The 20,050-nt window shown below is 63.9% G+C and carries 16 protein-coding genes; 4 read left to right on the top strand and 12 right to left on the bottom strand.

The genetic code is table 11. The features are described 5' to 3' along the window. Positions 1 to 33: 33 nt before the first annotated feature. From AC3CB8_RS07755 to AC3CB8_RS07730, 6 genes are read right to left on the bottom strand one after another with little or no spacing between them, the layout of a single operon-like run. A complete protein-coding gene (locus AC3CB8_RS07755) occupies positions 34 to 1,140 on the bottom strand; it encodes a DUF1513 domain-containing protein (RefSeq protein WP_352563236.1) in 1,107 nt (368 codons plus the stop codon). 2 nt (positions 1,141 to 1,142) lie between these two features. Continuing rightward, complete coding sequence (locus AC3CB8_RS07750) at positions 1,143 to 2,222, bottom strand: imelysin family protein (RefSeq protein ID WP_352563237.1); 1,080 nt, start codon at positions 2,220 to 2,222, stop codon at positions 1,143 to 1,145. After that, entirely contained in the window at positions 2,222 to 3,823 is a 1,602-nt protein-coding gene (locus AC3CB8_RS07745; RefSeq protein WP_023783421.1) for a di-heme oxidoreductase family protein, read from the bottom strand. The genes AC3CB8_RS07750 and AC3CB8_RS07745 overlap by 1 nt, the downstream gene beginning before the upstream one ends. A 12-nt stretch (positions 3,824 to 3,835) precedes the next feature. Then, a complete protein-coding gene (bfr, locus tag AC3CB8_RS07740) occupies positions 3,836 to 4,321 on the bottom strand; it encodes a bacterioferritin (protein ID WP_023772666.1) in 486 nt (161 codons plus the stop codon). Next, a complete protein-coding gene (locus AC3CB8_RS07735; RefSeq protein ID WP_023763271.1) occupies positions 4,287 to 4,598 on the bottom strand; it encodes a (2Fe-2S)-binding protein in 312 nt (103 codons plus the stop codon). Before AC3CB8_RS07735 ends, bfr begins: the two co-directional genes overlap by 35 nt. 48 nt (positions 4,599 to 4,646) lie before the next feature. After that, complete coding sequence (locus AC3CB8_RS07730) at positions 4,647 to 5,936, bottom strand: imelysin family protein (RefSeq protein WP_352563238.1); 1,290 nt, start codon at positions 5,934 to 5,936, stop codon at positions 4,647 to 4,649. 461 nt (positions 5,937 to 6,397) lie between these two features. Here AC3CB8_RS07730 and AC3CB8_RS07725 point away from each other — a divergent pair, with 461 nt between their 5' ends. Further along, on the top strand, positions 6,398 to 7,651 hold the full coding sequence (locus AC3CB8_RS07725; protein ID WP_352563239.1) for an NAD(P)/FAD-dependent oxidoreductase: 1,254 nt from the start codon (positions 6,398 to 6,400) through the stop codon (positions 7,649 to 7,651). Between the two features lie 102 nt (positions 7,652 to 7,753). Here AC3CB8_RS07725 and AC3CB8_RS07720 read toward each other — a convergent pair whose 3' ends face one another. Continuing rightward, on the bottom strand, positions 7,754 to 9,031 hold the full coding sequence (locus tag AC3CB8_RS07720; RefSeq protein WP_352563317.1) for a 4-aminobutyrate--2-oxoglutarate transaminase: 1,278 nt from the start codon (positions 9,029 to 9,031) through the stop codon (positions 7,754 to 7,756). Positions 9,032 to 9,250: 219 nt separating this feature from the next. Between AC3CB8_RS07720 and AC3CB8_RS07715 the strand changes: the two genes are divergently transcribed. The 3 genes from AC3CB8_RS07715 to AC3CB8_RS07705 are packed head-to-tail and all read left to right on the top strand — an operon-like array spanning position 9,251 to position 14,540. Continuing rightward, positions 9,251 to 10,387 (top strand): efflux RND transporter periplasmic adaptor subunit, encoded by a 1,137-nt coding sequence (locus AC3CB8_RS07715; RefSeq protein ID WP_352563240.1) that lies wholly within the window; start codon positions 9,251 to 9,253, stop codon positions 10,385 to 10,387. Continuing rightward, entirely contained in the window at positions 10,384 to 11,454 is a 1,071-nt protein-coding gene (locus AC3CB8_RS07710) for an efflux RND transporter periplasmic adaptor subunit (RefSeq protein ID WP_023783417.1), read from the top strand. The genes AC3CB8_RS07715 and AC3CB8_RS07710 overlap by 4 nt, the downstream gene beginning before the upstream one ends. Next, complete coding sequence (locus AC3CB8_RS07705) at positions 11,451 to 14,540, top strand: efflux RND transporter permease subunit (RefSeq protein ID WP_023795408.1); 3,090 nt, start codon at positions 11,451 to 11,453, stop codon at positions 14,538 to 14,540. Before AC3CB8_RS07710 ends, AC3CB8_RS07705 begins: the two co-directional genes overlap by 4 nt. 40 nt (positions 14,541 to 14,580) lie before the next feature. Here AC3CB8_RS07705 and AC3CB8_RS07700 read toward each other — a convergent pair whose 3' ends face one another. Genes AC3CB8_RS07700 through AC3CB8_RS07680 form a run of 5 tightly spaced genes read right to left on the bottom strand, consistent with a single transcriptional unit; the run spans position 14,581 to position 19,840 of the window. Then, entirely contained in the window at positions 14,581 to 15,342 is a 762-nt protein-coding gene (locus AC3CB8_RS07700; RefSeq protein WP_023783415.1) for an ABC transporter ATP-binding protein, read from the bottom strand. Then, positions 15,339 to 16,202, bottom strand: a complete 864-nt coding sequence (locus AC3CB8_RS07695) for an ABC transporter ATP-binding protein (protein WP_023772660.1) — start codon at positions 16,200 to 16,202, stop codon at positions 15,339 to 15,341. The genes AC3CB8_RS07700 and AC3CB8_RS07695 overlap by 4 nt, the downstream gene beginning before the upstream one ends. Beyond that, positions 16,199 to 17,119, bottom strand: a complete 921-nt coding sequence (gene nikC / locus AC3CB8_RS07690) for a nickel transporter permease (protein ID WP_023783414.1) — start codon at positions 17,117 to 17,119, stop codon at positions 16,199 to 16,201. The genes AC3CB8_RS07695 and nikC overlap by 4 nt, the downstream gene beginning before the upstream one ends. Further along, entirely contained in the window at positions 17,116 to 18,177 is a 1,062-nt protein-coding gene (locus AC3CB8_RS07685) for an ABC transporter permease (protein WP_023783413.1), read from the bottom strand. The genes nikC and AC3CB8_RS07685 overlap by 4 nt, the downstream gene beginning before the upstream one ends. A 19-nt stretch (positions 18,178 to 18,196) precedes the next feature. Next, a complete protein-coding gene (locus AC3CB8_RS07680; RefSeq protein WP_023772657.1) occupies positions 18,197 to 19,840 on the bottom strand; it encodes an ABC transporter substrate-binding protein in 1,644 nt (547 codons plus the stop codon). Positions 19,841 to 20,050 lie beyond the last annotated feature (210 nt).

The raw sequence follows: 20,050 nt of genomic DNA, 5'->3' as shown, positions 1-20,050 counted from the left end.
TTAAGCGGCTTCGGTTTGGGCAGGCAGAAGAGCTTATGCCTCCGGCCCTATGCGCAGTATGTGGTTGTCCCAGACATAGTCCGGTTCCGTCCGCGTGGCACCACCGCCCTCGATGATCTCGCCGGCGCCCGTGGTGGCTATGAAACCTGCCCCGTCGCGCGCCACGCCGCAGACCTCGACCAGCGCGCTGGAGGAGACGATCCGGCCGCTGCCCGCATCGATCACGACAAGCGAATTGCCTTCCGGCGAGGAGACGGCGACGGTGCCGGCACCAGGATTGGCGGCGACCGAGCCGATATAGTTGCGGAAACCGGACAGCACATCCCGCGGCATGTCGAGCAATGCCAACCCCTTGCCCCGCGCGGCGCGACCGACCAGAAGCGGACGATCGGTGCCGGAGCCCCTGTATTGGCAGCCGAACCAGACGGTGCCGGTCTGGTCGGTATCCATGTGGCGGATCGACAATTGGTGGAGAGCGGCCGGCAGTTCATGCTTTTCGATCAGGTCGCCGGTGACGCGGTCGACCAGCACATAGGAAGGTTTCATGGTCGCAATGTTGAGCTCGGCGCGTCCATAGTCTGGATGGGTCTCGATGCCGCCATTGGCGACCGCGATCGTCTTGCCGTCGCCCAGCAGAAGAAGTTCGTGCGGGCCCATGCCGTAGGTCGGGAATTCGCCGATGCGATTGAATTTCGCCCGCGCGTCATAGACGCCGACCACGCCAACGGCGTTGTCGAAGTCGTTCTCGGTGGCGTAGAGCAGAGCGCCATCGGGCGAGAAGACTCCATGACCGAAGAAGTGCCGGCCTGCGATGCTGGCGATGGTCCGCGGGGCGTCGCGCCCGGCGTGATCGAAAACGACGGCGAAGGTGCCGGGCTGGCGGGCGAAAACCACCGAACGCTTCGAGATCGGATCGAAGGTGACGTCATGACCGCGATCGGGCAGGTCGATCGTATGCAGCACCTTGCCGGCCTCGGACAGGACGGCGGCGCCAAAACCGCCGTCGCGCTTGAGGAAGGCGGTGGCGAACACGGCATCCGCCGCGAGCGTATTTGCCCAGGCCGAGGGCGTCACGGCGGCGGCAAAGCCAATGCCGGCGGCCCTCAAGAAATCGCGGCGGTCGATGAGCAATTCCTTCACGCTCAGTCTCCATCCAGCGACGAGAAGCCGGCGGTCAGACCGAATTCGGCGGTCAGCCTGGTGCCAATCAGAGTCGACAGGCTGGAGGTGATCAGGGCGAAATGCTCGAGTTTTTCGCGCAGCGCCGGATCGGCGAGCGCCTTGTCGATCGGACCCTGGACGGCCTTGGCGGTCGCAACGCCGTTGAGCAGCTGGATGTGGATCGACTCTGCCATCCAGCGCGCATCCGGCGGCAGCGCGCTGCCGAGCTTCGACACCTGGAACAGCGCATCGATGCCGGCCAGATTTCCGGCCAGCGCGTTGGCGGTGTTTTGCGAACGCCAGTAGATCGCCTGTTTTGGTTTGTCGGCCTCGGGCCTGGCGCCCAGAAAACTCTTCAGGCGCACATCGCGGACCATTTCCAGTTCATTGATGAAGACGCCGACCAGTTCGGTGACCGCCTCGTTGCCATCGCGATAGAGCGCGTTTTGCGGCCCCGGATTGGCCCACAGTGCCGCGAAACCGTCGGGTTTGTTCCAGGCCGCGCTGACGTCCGTCGCGATAGCTTCGATGTTGCCGGCAACGGCTGCGCCATAAGCGCACCGATAGGGTTCAGCTTTGCCCGTCAAGGCGTCGGCGCCGTCGCCGTAAAGCACGAATTCCAGCGCGCCGAGCCCCTGCATGGCAACGCTCTTGCCGGCAAGCTGGACAGGATCGGTGGCGGCGGGATCCTTGTCCGACAACACCGCCTGCACCTGTTTCAGGCCGATGCTCTTGCGATCCGGCCAGAACAGCATGCGCTCCAGCCTGTTGTTCTCCTTGATCGGCCCGAAACCGATGATCTCGGCCGACGACCAGGCATGGACGGTAGCCGAAAACGCAGCTCGCGCCGCTTCGAGATCCGTTTGCGAGGACGCCTCGCAAAGCCTGTGCATGGCTTTGGCGAGGGCTTCCGCATGCTGGTGCAGGTCCTCATATGCCGGGCGGACAAAGCCGTCGATCGCGCGCTGGACGACATCAGAGGCTTTCACCGCGGCCGATGCGGGCAAGGCGCCCAGCAGAGCCAGCGGAAGAACGAGAACCAGCGCGAAACGCTTCGCCATCAAAGTGACCCCAGGAATTTGACCAATGCATCGCGCTCGGTGGCGCTGGTGGCGGCAAAGCGGTCGCGCGCCTTCCGGCCCTCGCCGCCATGCCACAGGATGGCCTCGACCAAAGTGCGCGCACGGCCATCGTGCAGATAGAAGGAATTGCCGTTGACCGTTTCGGTGAGGCCGATGCCCCATAGCGGCGGCGTGCGCCACTCATTGCCAGTCGCGTCGCCCACAGCCTGGCCGTCGGCAAGATCCGGCCCCATGTCGTGCAGCAGGAAATCGGAATAAGGCCAGATCAACTGGAACGCCTGCGCCTTGTCAGGTGCATCGCGACGGGTAACGAATTTCGGCGTGTGACAGGCAATGCAGCCGATTTCATAAAAGACCTTCTTGCCGGCGAGCACCTCAGGCGAGGCGAGGTCGCGTCGCGCCGGCACCGCCAGGTTCCGCGAATAGAAGGTGACGAGATCCATCACCGGCGACGGCGCCTCGACCGGGCCGAGGCGCGCCTGCACGCCGTTGGGCATGGCGAGACACTTTTCCTGCGCGGCGGTGCAATCACCCCAGTGTTTCGGCTCGTCCGGCGTTGAGATGCCGATATCGCCGGCAAAGGCATCCGCCGCTTGCTGGCGGATCGACGCCGTCTGCGCCTTCCAGCCGAAACGGCCAAGCGTCGGTTCGCCGCTTAGGCCATCACGCACGATGTTGGGCTTGCCGGAAATACCATCGCCATCCCTGTCGTCAGGGTCGGCATGGGCCAGAATGTCGGCCGGCGCGATCTGTTCGATCAGGCCGAGGCCGATCATCGGCGGCGTCAGGCGCGGCGACAGCGTGGTGCGCGGATCGAGCGGCCCGTAGCCGAGATCATCGATCGTATAAGCGGGCTTGCGCAGGAAAACCGCGGTGCCGTCCGGCAGTTTCACCTTCCGTTCCTGATAGTCGACACGCATCCTGCCCTCACCCCCGAGACCAAGCACAGCCAGTTCCTGCAACTGCGTGCCATAGACCGGGTCTGGAAGGTTGAGCAGCCCATGGTCGGCGAGCGCCGCCTTCTCTTCCGCGCTGCTGGCGTCGCGCGCCAACCGCAGGAACATCGAGGTGGTCCCAATATCGGCTTGCGGCGGCCGTCCACGGCCATCCTTCAGATGGCAGTTCTGGCAGGCGCGCTCGTTGAACAAGGGTCCGAGCCCATCCGAGGCCTGCGTCGAGGACGGCGACGACACCCAGTTCTTGCGGAAAAGCGCATTGCCGAGCTTGAAGGTGCCTTCTTCCTCGAAGCTGATGTTGGCCGAAGATTGCGAGAAGGAATCACGGCTGATGTCTTTCCGCGAGGTGCCGGCGCCACCTTGCATCAGTTCGAAAGGCTCGGGCTTGGAAAAATCCGTGGTAGGCCTGGTAACGACGGTGACGCGCGCCCGATCCTTGGCATCGAGGTCGGTGCGCGTTGTGGCGAGACCGGCGGGTAGAAGGTCGCCGGCGATGGCAGGAGTGGTCAGCGCCAGCATCAGAATAATGCCGTGCCGACCAGCCGATATGGCTGGCATTGTCCAGAGGCGCGGCGGGCCCTTGACCCGCCGCAAGCGGCGCAGGACGTCTAAGAGGCGCCGCATTCCCGCATATCCTTAGTCCGCCTCATCCGCCGGTGCGGCGTTGAGCTGGCCGTACTTTTCCTCACCGATCGAGGCCAGCAGGTCGAGCTGCGTCTCGAGGAAGTCGATATGGCTTTCCTCGTCGGTGAGCAGTTCCTCGAACAGTTTCATCGTCACGTAGTCGCCCGCTTCCTCGCAGATTTCGCGCGAGCGCTTATAGGCAGTGCGCGCGTCATATTCACCGGCCAAGTCGGATTCGAGCACTTCCTTGACGTTCTGGCCGATGCGCAGCGGCGCCACGGACTGCAGATTGGGATGGCCTTCAAGGAAGATGATGCGGGCGACGAGCTTGTCGGCGTGGTGCATCTCCTCGATCGATTCCGCCCGCTCCTTCTTGGCCAGCTTGGCGTATCCCCAATCCTCGAGCAGGCGGAAATGCACCCAATACTGGTTTACGGCGCCGAGCTCCAGAAAAAGAGCCTCGTTAAGCCGCTCGATGATCTGTGGTTCGCCTTTCATGGGTTCTGCTCCCGTATTGGACGCGCAGGCCTCTGACGCGATCCAGATGTGAAACGATGTCCATGCCGCTTGCCTGCGAGCGGGCGTGGTAGTTCTCGGTGACCCGAATGATCGTTTCCACCACATTTGGGAAGCAGCCGCAACAGCGACCCCGTTTGTGCATGGCGTGATAGACCTTTGCCGGCACGATGAGCTGCCAGGGATCCTGATCCAGCAGGCCGATGATCGTCTGCTCGATCTCCTTCTCGGTGATGATGTTGCAATGGCAGATCAGCATTTCGTCGCTCTGGCTGACGGCGCTCCGATGCGCCGTTTGGCTGGGGGCTTACTTGAACACCTTGTCGGGCGCGTCGAGACTGTCGGAGCCTTCGAAGGCGATGTTGTTGAGCTTCAAGGCGCCGACGGCGCGTTCGATCGACTTGGTCTGGTCGATCAACGCGTCGATTGCCGCCTGCACGGTGGCATTGCCTGCCGTATTGCCCTCGGCGATCTGCTGGTCGTAGGCCTCGCCGGCCAATGCCCGTCCCTTGATCGCTTCCATCTTGGCGACGGTGACATCGAGCTTGTCGGACAGTTCCTTGTCGATTGCCGGATCCGCTGCCTTGACCATGTCGTGCACCGAGGGACCCGAAACGACGGTGCCGTCCAGCCTGGTGTAGCTGGCGTGATAGGCGGCGCGAATACCGAGGGCATCATGGAGATGAGAATTGTAGGTGTTGTCGGAGAAGCAGTCCTGCTCCTCTTCCGGATCGTGCAGCAGCAGGCCGAGCTTCATGCGCTCGCCGGCCAGTTCGCCGTAGGAGAGCGAGCCCATGCCGGTGAAGATCACCGAGACGGCGGTGTTCGGCTCGCCATCGACGAGGTTCTTGCGCGCAGCGCCGTCTTCCTTCCAGTCGTTGACCATCTTCCGCAGGTCGGAAACCAGAAGGTCAGTTGCCGACTTCAGGTACTGTGCGCGGCGGTCGCAATTGCCGCCAGTACAATTCTTGAGATCATAGTCGGTATAGGGACGCTCGCCGGCGCCCGGGCCGGTGCCGTGCAGGTCCTGACCCCAGAGCAAGAATTCGATGGCGTGATAGCCGGTAGCGACATTGGCTTCGACGCCGCCGGCCCCTTGCAACGTACCGGAGAGGAATTCCGGCGAAAGCTTCGAGGCATCGACCCTCTTGCCGTTGATCTCGATCTCCTTGTTGGCGATCACATTGGCGGTATAGAGCGAATTCGCATCCGAATCCGTGCCGTAGCTCTTGGCGACATAGTCGATCAGGCCTTCGTCCAGCGGCCAGGAATTCACCTCGCCCTCCCAGTCGTCGACGATCTTGTTGCCGAAGCGATAGACCTCGGTCTGCTGGTAGGGCACGCGCGCCGCCTTCCAGGCGTCGCGGGCGGCATTGAGCGTTTCCGCCGACGGGTTGCTAAGCAGCGCGTCGACCGCCTTGTCCAGCGTCCGCGCCGTGGTCAGCGAATCCTCGTACTTGGCAAGCGCGATGTCGGAATAGGTCTCGATCACCGCCTTCGCATCAGTTTGCGCCTTTGCGGGCAGGACGAACACCGCCGCCGTCAGCAGCGCCGTGGCGCCGATCGCCACAAGCCTGCCGCCATATCGTGCCGTCATTGTCGCTCTCCAGTTTCTCGGGAATTCCGCAAACGGCGCGTGCGGCAACCGGCACCAGGCCGTGTGCATGCCACCGGCCGCAAGATATGCCGCGCTGTCGCGCGACTCAGGGAAGTATGCCGCGCTGTCGCGCGACTCAGGGAAGAAAGACACCAAAATGCCTCCAATCGAACGGGTTCAAGGCCCAGACATCAAAGGGATGCGCCAATGCGCAAGCTTCCTTAAAACTTCGAGTTCAATGGAGTCAACGGAAATTGCTTAAAAACCCAATCGAAACAACAGTTTAGAATTATTCTAAACTACAACTGTCAACTTTACGCGTTCGTTGCACCGGCTTTGCGGCCGAACTGTCCGATTGACAGTCGCCATCCCGGGTGCGACCCGCAGACATTCTCTTGCGGCGGTGCCAGACAATTGCCGCTTGGCGAGATGTCCTAGGATCGAATCGGGATCGAAATGCAATGAAGAACGGCGTGGTCATTGTCGGTGCGGGTCATGCCGGCGTGCAGGCGGCCGCCAGTCTGCGCGAGGATGGCTATGACGGGCCGGTGATCCTGGTCGGCGACGAGAACGAACTGCCCTATCACAAGCCGCCGCTGTCGAAGACCTTCATCAAGGATGCCACGGCCAAGCCGCAGCCCTTGCGCGGCGAAGCCTTCTACACCGGCAGCGCCATCGACTACCGGCCGAGCATCCGGATCGAGCGCATCGATGCCGGCCGCCGCAGTCTCGACATTGCCGGCGGTGGCGCACTTGCCTTCGACCATTTGATCCTGGCGACAGGATCGCGCCCGCGTGCCTTGCCATTACCCGGCGCGGAGCTGTTCGGCGTGGTGTCGCTGCGCTCGCTGGCCGATGCCCGGCTGATTCGGGACTTGAGCGCGCATAGCGAAGATGTCGTCATTCTCGGCGGCGGCTTCATCGGACTGGAAATCGCCGCGACGCTTCGGGCGTCGGGCCGCACCGTCACCGTTGTCGAGGCGGTCGGCCGGCTGCTTGGCCGCGCCGTGGCGCCGGTGGTGGCCAGCCATGTCCGGCAAAGGCTGGAAGCGACAGGCGTGCGAATCCTCACCGGCACCTCGATTGCAAGGCTCGAAGGCGAAGACGGCCATGTCACCGCCGCGATCACCTCCTCGGGCGAAAGGCTGCCGGCGCACATGGTCGTGGTGGGTATCGGTGCCGTGCCGAATGTCGAACTGGCGCAGGAAGCCGGCCTCACCATAGCCAACGGCATCCGCGTCGATCACCAGATGCGCAGCTCGGTACCGGACATCCTTGCCATCGGCGACGCCGCCTCGTATCGGCACTGGTTCACCGGCGGCGACGTGCGGCTGGAATCGGTGCAAAACGCCACCGACCAGGCGCGGCTCGCCGCGCGCACCATCACCGGTCACGCCGACGGCTATTCGGCGGTGCCATGGTTCTGGTCCGACATTGGCGACATGAAATTGCAGATGGTCGGGCTGACATCAGGCGGCGACAGCCATGTCGTGCTCGGTGACCTGCCCGACAACAAGTTCTCGATCTACCACTACGCGGGAGACCGGCTGCTCGGCATCGAATCCGTCAACCGCCCCGGCGACCACATGCTTGGCCGCAAGATGCTCGGCGCCGGTTTCTCGCCGACGCCGGAAACGGTTGCGGAGGGACCGGATGGGTTGAAGGCGGCATTGGCCGCGTTTCAGCAGAGTGAACCTGCAAAGGCTATTGGGTAGAAGACACCCGAGATCAAACGTCAATTTCGACGTCTGCGCTGCCCCTCACCCGCCTGCCGGCACCTTCTCCCCGTATAGTGACTGGGAGAAGGCAAGCACTGCTCAGGCGGCGCAGACTTCGCGGATCGAGCTTTCCAGGATGTCGAGCGCTTCGTTCATGACCTCGTCCTGGATGGTGATCGGCGCCAGGAAGCGGATGACGTTGCCGTGGACGCCGCAGGTCAACAGGATCAGACCCTTGTCGAGCGCCTTCAGGCGGATCGCGTTGGCGATCTCGGCCGACGGCAGGCCCTTCTTGCCGTCGTTGAATTCGACCGCATTCATGAAGCCCAACCCCCTGACGTCGACGATCTCGGGCACGTCGTCACGGATCGACTGCAGGCGCTGCTTCAGCCGCGCACCCAGCGTGTTGGCGCGGTCGCAGAGCTTTTCGTCCTCGATGACATCCAGGACGGCGTGTGCCGCGGCGACGCCGATCGGGCTGCCGCCGTAGGTGCCGCCGAGCCCGCCGGGGCTGGGCGCATCCATGATCTCGGCGCGGCCGGTGACCGCCGACAGCGGAAAGCCGCCGGCCAGGCTCTTGGCCATGGTGGTGATGTCGGCCGCCACCTCGTGGTGGTCCATGGCGAACATCCTGCCGGTGCGGGCAAAGCCGGTCTGCACTTCGTCCGCGATGAGCAGCATGCCGTGCTGGTCGCAGAGCTTGCGCAGCGCCGTCAGGAGTTCACGCGGCGCGTCGTAGAAGCCGCCCTCGCCCTGAACCGGCTCGATGATGATCGCGGCGACGCGGGCCGGATCCACATCCGCCTTGAACAGCTTGTCGAGCGCCGCCAGCGAATCGGCGACCGAGACGCCATGCAGTTGCACGGGGAACGGCACGTGGTAGACGTCGCCCGGCATGGCGCCGAAGCCTACCTTGTAGGGCACGACCTTGCCGGTCAGCGCCATGCCCATGAAGGTGCGGCCGTGGAAGCCGCCGCCGAAGGCGATGACGGCCTGGCGGCCGGTGGCGTTGCGAGCGATCTTGATGGCATTCTCCACCGCCTCGGCGCCGGTGGTGACGAAGATGGTCTTCTTCTCGAACTTGCCGGGCAGCATGGCGTTCAGCCGTTCGGCCAGCCGCACATAGCTCTCGTAAGGCACGACCTGGTGGCAGGTGTGGGTGAAGCGGTCGAGTTGCGCCTTGACAGCCTCGATTACCCTGGGATGGCGATGGCCGGTGTTGACGACGGCGATGCCAGAGGAGAAGTCGATATAGCGGCGGCCCTCGACATCCCAGATCTCCGAATTCTCGGCCCGGTCGGCGTAGATTTGCGTGGTCATGCCGACGCCGCGCGAGATCGACTGGCTCTTGCGTTCGGAAATGGCGGAGTTCTTCATCATATCCCTCACCGGGCCGGGGCCCGTTCTGTTTGATGCCGTTCAGTTCCCTTCTGGGCTTATTTCAGGTTTTCCTCAAGCCGGCACCATCGCCGGGTCGATTGGGCCTGACTTGACCAGTCCGGCGATACCCTTGCGAGACCGGTTTTCCTTTTTTCCGCGATCGACTATCCTCCTGATTTCCGCGAGGGACCGCGACGGGCCGCGGCCGGGGGAGCCATGAGCAGGAACGTGACATCGTCTGTCTCCCCGCCATCCGCCAAAACTCCGAGCCTTTTGTCTTTTCCAGCCGCTTCAATTCTCGCCTGCACGGCCTTGGCGCTGCTCGCCGGTTGCCAGAAGCAGGAGGTGGAGGAAAAGAAGCTGCCGGTCATGGTGCGCACCGAAACGGTGGCGATGGCCGACTATGCGCCGAGAACCTCGCTGACCGGGGTGATCGCGGCGCGCACGCTCAACAATCTTTCGTTCCGGGTTGGCGGACGCGTCGCCGAGCGGCTTGTCGATGTCGGCCAGCATGTCGATCAGGGGACAGTGCTTGCCCGCATCGATCCGCAGGAGCAGGAATCCGATCTGCGATCGGCGCAGGCCGATCTCGATGCCGCGCGGGCGCAATTGACCCAGGCCGCGGCCACTTTCGAGCGGCAAAAGACGCTGCTTGCCCAGGGTTTCACCACCAGGCGCGATTATGACGCGGCCGACCAGGCACTGAAGGTGGCGCAAGGCAGCGTGGATGCCGCGCAGAGCGCGCTCGCCAACGCCCGGCAGAACCTGTCTTTCACCGAACTCAAGGCCGGCGCCGCCGGCGTGATTACCGCCCGCCAGGTCGAAGCCGGCCAGGTGGTGCAGGCGGCGCAGACCGTCTTCACCGTTGCCGAGGACGGCGACCGCGACGCCGTGTTCAATGTGCAGGAGACGCTGGTCGCCAGGACGCCGGCCTCGCCGGCGGTGACGATCACGCTGTTATCCGATCCGCAGGTCAGAGCAACGGGCAAGGTGCGCGAGATCTCGCCGGCGGTCGACCCGGCTTCGGGCTCGATAAGGGTCAAGGTAGCCATTCCCGATACGCCCGCCGGCATGCCGCTGGGGGCGGCCGTCATCGGCTCGGTCGGCGCCAAGCCGGCGAAGGCGATCCTGTTGCCCTGGCAGGCCCTGACATCCAGCGCCGGCAAGCCGGCGGTCTGGATCGTCGATCCCGCGACCAAGGCAGTCGCGACGACGCCGGTCGAGGTGCTGGCGTTCGATTCGGGTACCGTCGTCATTGCCAAGGGACTGAACGCGGGCCAGAGCGTCGTTACGTCGGGCGGGCAATTGCTCAACCCCGGCCAGACAGTCGAAATATCGGGAGCGGCGCAATGAAGCGGCTCCTGCTTGGCCTTGCCGCGCTTGTCGCGCTCGCAGCCTGTTCGAAATCGGAGGACAAGCCGCCGGAGGTCGTCCGGCCGGTGCTGTCGGTCGTGGTCGAGCCGCGCACCACCCAGACCTTCGGTTTCGCCGGCTCGGTCGAACCGCAGGTCAGTGCCGATCTTGCCTTCCGACTGCTCGGTCGCGTCGTCTCGCGCGACGTCAAGGTCGGCGACATCGTCAGCAAGGGCACGACGATCGCGGCACTCGACCCAACCGCGCTGGAGCTGGCCGTCCAGGCGGCCAAGGCCGAACTCTCCAATGCGCAGGCGCAGTTCGCCAATGCGGCCGCCAGCGAGGAGCGCCAACGCCAGTTGCTCACCTCGGCCAATACGTCGCAGTCTGTCTTCGATGCCGCGCAGCAGGCACGCAAAGCCGCGGAAGCCAGCGTCGAGCGGGCAAAAGCTTCGCTGGCCAAGGCCCAGGAGCAGCTCGGCTATGCCAGGCTGTTCTCGGATTTCGACGGCGTCGTCACCGCCGTCGGCGCGGAGGTCGGCCAAACCGTCTCGCCGGGCCAGACGGTCGTCACCGTGGCGCGCTCGGACCCGCGTGAAGCGGTCGTCGATATTCCCGACCAGTTGACCGGCGATCTCTCGGCGGGCACGCCGTTCCAGGTCATCCTGCAGTCGCTGCCGACAATATGGACAGAGGCCAAGCTGCGCGAGATCGCGCCCCAGTCCGAGGGCTCGACCCGCACCCGGCGCGTCAAGCTGACGCTCACGGACCCGCCGCAAGCCTTCAGACTCGGTTCGACGGTAACCGCGACCCGGATGACCAAGGTCGTACCAACGATCGAATTGCCAATCTCGGCGCTGCTCGAAAAAGACGGTTCTGAAAAAGTTTGGATCGTCGATCCAAAGACCTCAAGCGTGAGCGCGCGCGATATCAAGGTCGCGCGGAAGGCTGGCGGCACCTTCACCGTGGCGGAAGGGCTCGAAGCCGGCATGCGAGTCGTCACCGCCGGCGTTCACAGCCTCGTCGACGGCCAGAAGGTCAAAGTGCCCGAGGGAGGGGCCTCATGAAGGGCTTCAACCTCTCCGACTGGGCGCTCAATCACCGCTCACTGGTCTGGTATTTCATGCTGGTCTTCGTGGTGGCCGGCGTATTTTCCTATCTTAATCTCGGCCGCGAGGAAGATCCCAACTTCACCATCAAGACCATGATCATCCAGGCCAACTGGCCGGGTGCCTCGGTCAAGGAGACGGTGCAGCAGGTGACCGATCGCATCGAGAAAAAGCTCGAGGAGCTCGACAGCCTCGACTTCACCAGATCCGTCACCACCGCCGGCCAGACCGTAATTTTCGTCAACCTGAAGGACACCACCAAGGCGCGCGACGTCGTGCCGAACTGGCTTCAGGTGCGCAACATGGTCAACGACATCAAGGCGCAATTTCCGCAAGGCGTGCAGGGACCGTTCTTCAATGACCGCTTCGGTGATGTTTATGGCAACATCTATGCCTTCACGTCAGACGGGCTGACGCCACGACAGTTGCGCGACTATGTGGAGGATGTCAGGACCAAGATCCTGACCGTGCCCAATGCCGGCAAGGTTGATCTGGTCGGCGCGCAGGACGAGGCCATCTATCTCGAATTCTCGACGCGACAGATAGCTGCGCTTGGCCTCAACCAGCAGCAGATCGTCGCCAGCCTGCAGGCCCAGAATGCGATCACCCCGTCCGGCGTCATCCAGTCCGGGCCGGAGCGCATCAGCGTGCGCGTCGGCGGCCAGTTCACCTCCGAGGAGAGCCTGCGCGCGATAAACCTGCGCGTCAACGATCGGTTCTTCCGGCTGAGCGACGTGGCGACGATCACGCGCGGTTATGCCGACCCGCCGACGGCCTTGTTCCGCTTCAACGGCCAGAACGCGATCGGCCTTGCCATCGGCATGAAGCCAAACGCCAATCTGCTCAAATTCGGCGAGGCGCTGCATGCGGAGATGAACAAGGTGTTGGCCGACCTGCCGGTCGGGGTCGGCGTGCATCTGGTGGCCGACCAGCCTGTCATCGTCGAGGAGGCGGTCTCAGGGTTTACGCGTGCGCTGTTCGAGGCGGTGGCGATCGTGCTTGCCGTCTCTTTCATCAGCCTTGGCATGCGCGCCGGCTTCGTGGTGGCGCTGTCGATCCCGCTGGTGCTGGCCATCACCTTCACGGTCATGGAGTATCTGGGGATATCACTGCAGCGCATTTCGCTCGGCGCTCTGATCATCGCGCTCGGGCTGCTGGTCGACGACGCGATGATCGCGGTCGAGATGATGGTGGCGCGGCTGGAGGTCGGCGACAGCCTGCGCAAGGCGGCGACCTATGTCTACACCTCGACCGCCTTCCCGATGCTGACCGGCACGCTGGTGACGGTCGCGGGCTTCATCCCGATAGGACTCAACTCGAGTGCTGCCGGCGAATACACCTTCACCTTGTTCGTCGTCATCGCGGTGTCGCTGCTGGTCTCATGGATCGTGGCGGTGCTGTTCGCGCCGCTGCTCGGCGTGACCATCCTGCCGGCGACGATGAAGACCAAGCATCACGACCAGCCAGGGCGCTTCACGTCACTGTTCCGGCGCGTCCTTGTCGGCTCGGTGCGCCATCACTGGCTGACGATCATCGTGACCGTGCTTCTGTTCGCCGGCTCGATCGCCGGCTTCGGCCTGGTGCAGCAGCAGTTCTTCCCACCTTCCGACCGACCGGAACTGATCGTCGATTGGAACCTGCCACAGAACTCCTCGATTACCGAGACGCGCGACCAGATGGAGCGCTTCGAACAGCGGGCGCTGGTCGGCAATCCCGACATCGACCACTTTTCCTCCTATATCGGTCAGGGCGCCGTGCGCTTCGTGCTGGCCTATGACGTGCAGCCCGCCAATCCCTATTTCGGCCAGACGGTGATCGTCACCAAGAGCATCGAGGCACGCAACCGGGTGAAGCCGGCGCTGGAGAAGCTGTTGCGCGCGGAGTTTGTCGGCACGGACGCTTTCGTCAAGCCGCTTGAGCTCGGACCGCCAGTTGGACGGCCTGTACAGTACCGCGTCGGCGGCCCTGACATCCAGACGGTGCGAGAACTGGCGCAGCAATTCGCCGGCGTGATCTCGGCCAATCCGAAACTCGCAGCGCCAACTTTCGACTGGAACGAACCGCAGCGTGTGCTGAGGGTCGACGTGCTGCAGGACAAGGCGCGCCAACTCGGCATCACCTCGTCCGACATCGCCAGCACACTGAACAGCACGGTGGGCGGCGCGACGATCACGCAGGTGCGTGACGCGACGTACCTGATCAACGTCGTGGCTCGCTCGCGCGAGGCCGAGCGCGGCTCGATCGAGACGCTGCAAAACATCCAGTTGCCGACCGGAAATGGCGAGGCGATCCCACTCGCCGCGGTGGCCAATTTTCGCTACGATCTGGAGCAGCCCACCGTGTGGCGACGCGATCGCATCCCAACCATCACCGTGCGCGCCGGCTTGGTCGGCGACGTGCTGCCGGCGACCGTCGTCAACGAGTTGAAACCGTCGGTCGACGCTTTCGTCGCCAAGCTGCCGCCCGGCTATTCGGTCGAGACCGCCGGCTCAGTCGAGGAAAGCGCCAAGAGCCAGGGGCCGATCGCGGCCGTGGTGCCGCTGATGCTGTTTGTCATGGCGACCATCCTGATGGTGCAGTTGCAGAGTTTCCAGCGCCTGTTCCTGGTGGTGGCGGTGGCGCCGCTCGGGCTGATCGGCGTGGTCTCGGCCCTGGTGCCAAGCGGGGCTCCGCTGGGCTTCGTCGCCATTCTCGGCGTGCTGGCGCTGATCGGGATCCTGATCCGCAACTCGGTCATCCTGATCGTGCAGATCGAGGACCTTGTCGCCGAGGGCAGGGATCGCTGGGCCGCGGTCATCGAGGCAACGGAGCACCGCATGCGGCCGATCGCGCTGACGGCGGCCGCGGCCAGCCTGGCGCTGATCCCGATCGCGCGCGAGGTGTTCTGGGGGCCCATGGCGTATGCGATGATGGGCGGCATCATCGCGGGTACCGCGATCACGCTCTTGTTCCTGCCGGCGCTTTATGTGACGTGGTTCAGGATCAAAGAGCCGAAGCGGGAACAGGGCGGCGAAGTAGACGTCGCCGCTGTTGCGGAAACTTAAGGCGAAGTCGAGCTCCTCGGCGTGACGCGGAGAACTATCGTCAGATCTGCTCGGGAGCCGTTCTCACAAACCCGTCGCTGGCCCGCAACAGGTTGCGCGTATAATCCTTCGTCACACGGCGCTCGACGAGATCGTTGGCCACCAGATTCTCCACCGCCTCGCCGCCCTGCATCACCATCAGCCGCTCGCACATATGGGTGATGATGGCGAGGTCGTGGCTGACCATCAGGAAGGTCAGCTTGCGCCGCCGGCGGACTTCCTCCAGCAGGTTGAGGACTTCCGCCTGCACCGAGGCGTCCAGCGCCGAGGTCGGCTCGTCGAGCAGCAGGATCGAGGGCTCGAGGATGAGCGCGCGCGCGATCGCCACGCGCTGGCGCTGACCGCCGGAAAGCTGGTGCGCGTAACGGAAACGAAAGCCGTTGCCGAGGCCGACCTCGTCGAGCGCGCGTTCGATCCGCTTTTCGCCATCGGCGAAAGCATGGATGGCGAGCGGCTCCTGCAGCAGGCGGTCGACCGTCTGGCGCGGGTGCAGCGAGCCGTAAGGATCCTGAAAGACCATCTGCACTTCGCGGTAAAAGGCCTTGTCGCGGCGCGCGCCGAGCGTCTTGCCATTGACTGTGATGCTGCCCGAGGTGACCGGCGCGAGGCCGGCTATGGCCCGCAGCAATGTCGACTTGCCCGAGCCGGATTCGCCGACCAGGCCGAAGGATTCCCCCGGCTGCACGTCGAGGCTGACGCCTTTCAGCGCGCGGAAGCGGTCGAAGATCACCTCCAGCCTGTCGACGGCAATCGCTGAAGTCATGCCGCCCACTCCGGCTTGCGGTCGAGCACGGGCAGCGGGTGACGGTCGGCGCCGATCTTTGGCATGCAGTTGAGCAGCCCGCGCGTGTAGGGATGCTGGGCCTGACTCAATTCCGACGCCTTGAGCTGCTCGACGACTTTGCCGGCATACATGACGATGACGCGGTCGCAGAAGGACGAGACCAGGCGCAGATCGTGCGAGATGAAGATCAGCCCCATGCCGCGCTCCGCGACCAGCCTGTCAAGGATGCCGAGCACGTCGAGCTGCACCGTGACGTCGAGCGCCGAGGTCGGCTCGTCGGCGATCATCATCTCCGGTCCGGCGATCAGCATCATGGCGATCATGGCGCGCTGGCCCATGCCGCCCGACACTTCGTGCGGATGCAGGTCGAAGACGCGTTTGGGATCGCGGATCTGCACCGCCTCGAGCATGGCCAACGCGCGCTCGCGCGCCTCGGCCTTGCCGACCTTTTCGTGGGTGCGCAGCGTCTCGACGATCTGGCGGCCGATGCTCATCACCGGATCGAGCGAATATTTCGGGTCCTGCAGGATCATGGCGATGCGGTTGCCTCGCAGCGCCCGGCGTTGGCGTGGCGAGATGCCGAGCAGGTCGATGCCGTCAAAACTCAATTTATTGGCCGATATCCGGGCCTGCGGCGGTGTCAGGCCCATGATGGCGCGGCCCGTCTGCGACTTGCCGGAACCGGACTCGCCGACGATGCCGAGCCGCTCGCGGCCGAGAGAGAAGGAAACGCCGCGCACCGCCTCGATCATGCCGGTGCGGGTCGGAAAGGTGACGCGCAGATCCTCGACGTCGAGAAGCGTGCTCCTTGATCGCTGCTGATCAGGGCGGCCACTCATTGGTCACCGCTGCGGGGATCGAGTGCGTCGCGCAGGCCGTCGCCAAGCAGGTTGAAGCCGAGGCTGACGATGAGGATGGCGAAGCCCGGCGCACCAGCTACCCACCATTGGTCGAGGATGAAGCGGCGACCCGAAGCGATCATGGTGCCCCATTCCGGCAGCGGCGGCTGCGCGCCAAGGCCGAGGAAGCCGAGGCCCGCGGCCGTCAGGATGATGCCAGCCATGTCGAGCGTCACGCGGACGATCAGCGAGGAGATGCACAATGGCATGATGTGGCGCAGCACGATGCGGAAAGGCGAGGCGCCCATCAATTGCACTGCCTTGATGTAGTCCGAGTTGCGCACGGTAAGCGTCTCCGCGCGGGCGATGCGCGCATAGGGCGGCCAGGAGGTGATGGCGATCGCCAGCACGGCGTTCTCGATGCCGGGGCCAAGGGCGGCGACGAAGGCCAGCGCCAGCACCAGCTTGGGGAAGGCAAGGAAGATGTCGGTAACGCGCATCAGTATGGCATCGGTCCAGCCGCCGGCATAGCCGGCGACGGTGCCGACCAGGAGACCGATGGGGGCGGCGATGATGGCGACCAGGACGACGACATAAAGCGTCCAGCGGGAGCCGTAGAGGATGCGCGAATAGATGTCGCGGCCGAGGTCGTCGGTGCCGAACCAGTGCTGCGCAGTTGGCGCCAGCAGCCGCGCGTTCTTCAGGTCACCGAAGGTCGGCGAATACGGCGCCAGCACACCGGCAAGGATGGCGACGAGCAGCAGGGCGATGATGATCAGCAGGCCGACAAAGGCCAGACGATTGGCGGAAAAGCGCCGCCACGCGACATAGGCGCGGCCGAGCCTTGCCTGCGTGCGGGATGCCGGCCGCTCCGACAGCAACCATTCGCGACGGCTCTGGATCGCTTCGGCGCTCATCCTGTCTTCGTCCTCGGGTCGAGTACACGGTAAAGCAGGTCGGACAGAAGATTGATGGCGATGAACACCGAGCCGATGACGATGGTGCCGCCGAGAACGGCGTTCATGTCGGCGTTCTGCAACGAGTTGGTGATGTAGAGGCCGATGCCCGGCCAGGAGAAGACGGTCTCGGTCAGCACCGAGCCCTCGAGCAGCCCGGCATAGGACAACGCGATCACGGTCACCATCGGCACGGCGGCATTGCGCAGCGCGTGGCCCCAGATGATGCGGGTTTCCGACAGGCCCTTGGCGCGCGCGGCGACGACATATTCCTGGGCGAGTTCGTTGAGCATGAACGAGCGCGTCATGCGGCTGATATAGGCGAGCGAGAAATAGCCGAGCAGCGAGGCCGGCAGGATGATGTGCCGGAAGGCGTCCCAGAAGACGTCCCACTGCCTCTGCATCGCCGAATCGAGAAGGTAAAAACCGGTGACCGGCGTGAAGGTGTATTCGTAGACGACATCGAGCCGTGCAGGGAAGGCCACCCATTGCAGTTTGGCGTAGAACAGCACCAGGGCCAGCAGACCGAGCCAGAAGATGGGTACGGAATAGCCGATCAGGCCGATGATGCGCACGACCTGATCGACGAAGCTGCCGCGTTTGACCGCGGCCAGCACCCCGAGCGGGACACCGAAAAACGCGCCGATCAGCGTCCCCAGTGTCGCCAGTTCCGTCGTTGCCGGAAGAGCGCGGCGGATATCGGTCATGACAGGGTTGGTGGTCAGCACCGAGGTGCCGAAATCGCCGCTCAGCGCATGTTTCACATAGATGTAGAACTGCTCGATCAACGGCAGGTCCAGGCCCATCTCGCGGCGCGTGCGCTCCACGACATTGGCGGGTGCCCGGTCGCCCAGAACGGCCAGCACCGGGTCGATCGGGATGACACGGCCAATGAAGAAGGTGACCGCGAGAAGACCAAGATAGGTCGTCACCGCAATGACCAGGAAGCGGCCGAGCGAAGATGCAAGGGCGACGGCGCGGGCGCTGCCGCGCCCGGCCTCGTTTTCAATCGCGCTCATACGGGCGTGTCCGCGAACGCTATTCCTTGGAGACCGGCCCAACGAAGTTGGTGTCGAAGCTCGGGCCGAGCGCGAAGCCCTTGAGGTTCTTGCGCAGGCCGGCCACCTCCAGTTGCTGGTGGATGATGACGAAGGGGCTGGTGTCGAGGATCTTCTTCTCGAGATCCTTGTACATATCCGCGCGCTTGCCGGAATCCTTCTCGAGCAGGGCTGCTTCCGTCTCCTTGGTCAAGTCTGGAATGTCCCAGCTGTTGCGCCATGCAAGCGTATGGGATTTACCGGCATCCGAATTGTCCGGATTCGAGGCGAAAGTCTGGGCGTTGGAGTTCGGATCGAAATAGTCCTGGCCCCAATTGCCGATGTAAATGTCGTGGTTGCGGGCGCGATACTTGGTCAGCGTCTGCTTGCCGTCGCCGGGGATGATTTCGAGCTTGATGCCGGCCTGTCCGAGCGTCTGCTGGATCGATTCCGCCATGCCGGTGGTCGGCTGGCCGGTGCGTACGTCCATGGTGACGCTGAAGCCGTCGGGCAGGCCGGCCTTGGCCAGCAACTCCTTGGCCTTGGCGACATCGAGCTTGAAAGGGTTCTCGTCCAGTTCGCCCAGAACGCCCTTGGGCAGGAAGGTCTGGTGGATCTCGCCGATGCCCTTGAGGATGGTCGTGCTCAAGGCATCATAGTCGACCAGGTATTTGAAGGCCTGACGGACCTCGGGCTTGGCGAGGTTCGGGTTCTTCTGGTTGAGGCTGATATAGTAGACGGTGCCTTTCGGCGCGCTGGTGGTGGTGAGGTCGGCATTCTTCGCGATGGCGTCGAGATCGTTCGGCTCGAGGTTGCGGGCAACGTCGATGTCGCCGGCTTCGAGCGCCAGGCGCTGCGCCGAGCTTTCCTTCATGTTGCGGTAGATGACGCGGGCGAGTTTGGCCTTTTCGCCGTAATAATTGTCGTTGCGCTCCATGACGACGGCCTCGTTGGCACGCCATTCACGCAGCTTGTAGGCGCCCGAGCCGGCATAGCCTGTCTTCAGCCAGGCGTTGCCGAAGTCGTTGTCCCATTTGTAGTCGGCGCTCGGCGTGACCGCGGCGACATGTTCCTTGACCAGCTTGGCGTCGACGATGGAAGCGACGGTGGCCGACAGGCAGTTCAGCACGAAACTTGGCGCATAGGCCTTGTCGACGGTGAACTGGAAGGTTGTGTCGTCGACCGCCTTGGCCTTCTCGGTGACGTTGTCGCCGCTGATGCCGAACTGATCGATGATGAAGGCCGGGCTCTTGTCCAGCTTGACGGCGCGCTCGAACGACCAGGCGACATCGGCGGCGGTGATCGGGTTGCCGGAGGCGAATTTCAGGCCGGGCTTGAGCTTGAACGTATAGGTCAGGCCATCATCGGAGACGGTCCAGCTTTCGGCGAGGTCGGGCTTGACCTTGGAAGTGTCGCTGAGGTCGAGGCGGACAAGAAGGTCATAGGTGTTGCCGGTGACTTCGGCGGTCGACAGCTCGAACGCCTCGCCCGGATCCATCGAGATGATGTCGTCGATGGCAAAACCTTCGACAAGCGTGTCGGCGGGGGTGACCGCGCCAGCCGGCGCTCCAGCCAGAAGCAGCGCCGACATGGCGGCGCCCGCAAGCAGGATGCGGGATCGTAGAGCAAGCTTTTCCATCATCATGATGATTGTTCCCTGTTTTGTTGTTTGTTGACCTGAGTTCCCGGCTCAGGGTTGCGGTGTTATTTCAAGGCTCGACGAGAGCCTCTGCCCCACTAACGTCGTGGTTTTTGTCCAGTTGGTCAACACCATATCCGGCGGCCTGGCGGTGGGCAACGAGCATTTATGCGACGGTTGATTGGACCAGAATGGCGGGCGCCGTGTCGACGCATG

This window comes from Mesorhizobium sp. P160927 (genome assembly GCF_057766385.1).
Note: the sequence above shows the minus strand (reverse complement) of the source record. Positions and strands in the feature narration are given on the sequence as shown.